Below are 2,265 nucleotides of genomic sequence, written 5' to 3' on the forward strand. Positions count from 1 at the left end.
TCATTCCACCCACAAACAAACCTGCCAAAACTGGAGCTTTATAAATATCAATTGCTTTGATACCTGCAATACCCACAAAAGCGGCAAATAAAGCCAATGAAGTCAAAGCCGCCGAAGCAATCGCAAAACCTTTACCAGTTGCTGCGGTTGTATTACCTACTGCATCTAAGTTGTCAGTACGCTCACGAACTTCTGGAGGTAATTGAGACATTTCAGCAATACCACCTGCATTATCAGCAATCGGACCGAAAGCGTCAATTGCCAATTGCATGGCAGTTGTAGCCATCATACCAGCAGCAGCAATCGAAACACCATATAGACCAGCAAAATAGTATGACATAATGATACCAGCAGCCAAAGTCAAGATTGGAAGTACTGTTGATTCCATACCAACAGCCAAACCACCAATAATATTTGTAGCATGACCTGTACCTGATTTTTCGATGATTGAAAGTACAGGACGCTTACCCATTGCTGTATAATATTCAGTAATGATTGACATCAATGCACCTACAATCAAACCAACAACGATTGACATAAACACACCATTCGATGTAAATTCATGACCACGTAGCGAAAGTGTTTCTGGTAAAATATGCTTTACTAAGAAATAAGAAGCAACAAATGTAATGATGATTGATGCCCAGTTTCCGATATTTAAAGCTGCTTGTACTGAAGAAGTTTCAGATTTGATACGTACAAAGAATGTAGAAACCAAAGATGCTAATAAACCAACGGCTGCAATTGCCATTGGCAATAAAACTGGTGAGAAACCACCAAAATTATCAGAAACGCTAATTTCTTGACCAAGTACCATTGTTGCTAAAATTGTGGCAACATACGAGCCAAATAAGTCAGCACCCATACCCGCTACGTCACCCACGTTATCACCTACGTTATCAGCAATTGTTGCTGGGTTACGAACGTCATCTTCTGGAATACCAGCCTCTACTTTACCTACAAGGTCAGCACCTACATCGGCAGCTTTTGTGTAAATACCACCACCCACACGAGCAAAAAGAGCGATTGATTCAGCACCTAATGAGAAACCAGCCAATACTTCGATAGCGATTCTCATGTTTTCTGAAGTCAAAGCCTCACCTTTTGCGAAATAATTATAAAAAACAATAAATAATAAACTTAAACCTAAAACTGCCAAACCAGCAACTCCCATTCCCATTACCGAACCACCAGTAAATGAAACTTGAAGTGCTTTAGCCAACGATGTACGAGCCGCTTGTGCCGTACGAACGTTTGCTTTGGTTGCAATTTTCATCCCGATATATCCTGCCACAGCCGAAAACACCGCTCCGATAATAAAGGCAATAGAAATAATCCAAGATGAATTTGGTGAAGACGAACCTAACCAAGCCAAAAGAATAGCCGTTGGAATAGCAAAGTACGCCAAAATTTTCCATTCTGCTTTCAAGAATGCAATCGCTCCATCGGCAATATAGCCTGAGAGTTTTTGCATATTGGCATCGCCAGCAGGTTGGCTCGATACCCAACTGAATCGCCAAGCTGTGTAGAGCAAGCCAATTACGCCGCATAATGGAACAAGGTAAACAATCATAGAATCCATAAGTAATTGTATTTGAGTTTAGTGATTACTGTAGTTTTAATTTTCGCAAATTTAAGTTAATTGAGTTGTTAAAAAAAGCCAAAACACAATTTTAGTATTTTTTTGATAAAAAACATTATTTTATCGGTTTTAATATGACAAAAAGCAGATAAATTTGGCTATTTTGTCGAATAATGTGGCCCAGTCATAGATGACAACAATAATTTCTTTCTGATTCGCGGTTTCTTCACTAATTTCGGCTGACCAAATAGAAACTTCAAAAACATTATAATTAAACTATTGACTCTTAAACCTTACTCAATGAAAAAAATATCATTACTGCTCATTTCTCTGATTTCATTTTCGGTTTTTGCCCAAACCAAACAAATGAACACGGGCGAAATTTTACAGGCAATCAAAAGATTAAATGTAGTTGGCAACGTACTTTACGTGGCGGCTCACCCAGATGATGAAAATACCTTGTTCATCACTTGGCTTTCTAAAGAAAAAATGGTGCGTGCGGGTTATATTGCTATGACTCGTGGCGATGGTGGACAAAATTTAGTTGGTTCGGAGCAAGGAGAATATGTAGGTTTATTACGCACTCACGAACTTCTCGGTGCAAGAAGTATCGACGGTGGCGAACAATATTTCACTCGTGCGAATGACTTCGGTTTTACCAAAACAACCGATGAAGCTCTTGC

General features: G+C 39.2%; 2 protein-coding genes. One reads left to right on the forward strand and one right to left on the reverse strand.

Features of this window, described 5'->3' with window-relative positions:
* On the reverse strand, positions 1–1,582 hold a 1,582-nt coding region (locus tag ACOVO2_RS10260), incomplete at its 3' end, for a sodium-translocating pyrophosphatase (protein ID WP_421769878.1).
* A gap of 300 nt (positions 1,583–1,882) precedes the next feature.
* Between ACOVO2_RS10260 and ACOVO2_RS10265 the strand changes: the two genes are divergently transcribed.
* On the forward strand, positions 1,883–2,265 hold a 383-nt coding region (locus tag ACOVO2_RS10265), incomplete at its 3' end, for a PIG-L family deacetylase (RefSeq protein WP_421769879.1).

It is taken from the genome of Emticicia sp. (assembly GCF_049241225.1).
Classification (GTDB): domain Bacteria; phylum Bacteroidota; class Bacteroidia; order Cytophagales; family Spirosomataceae; genus Emticicia.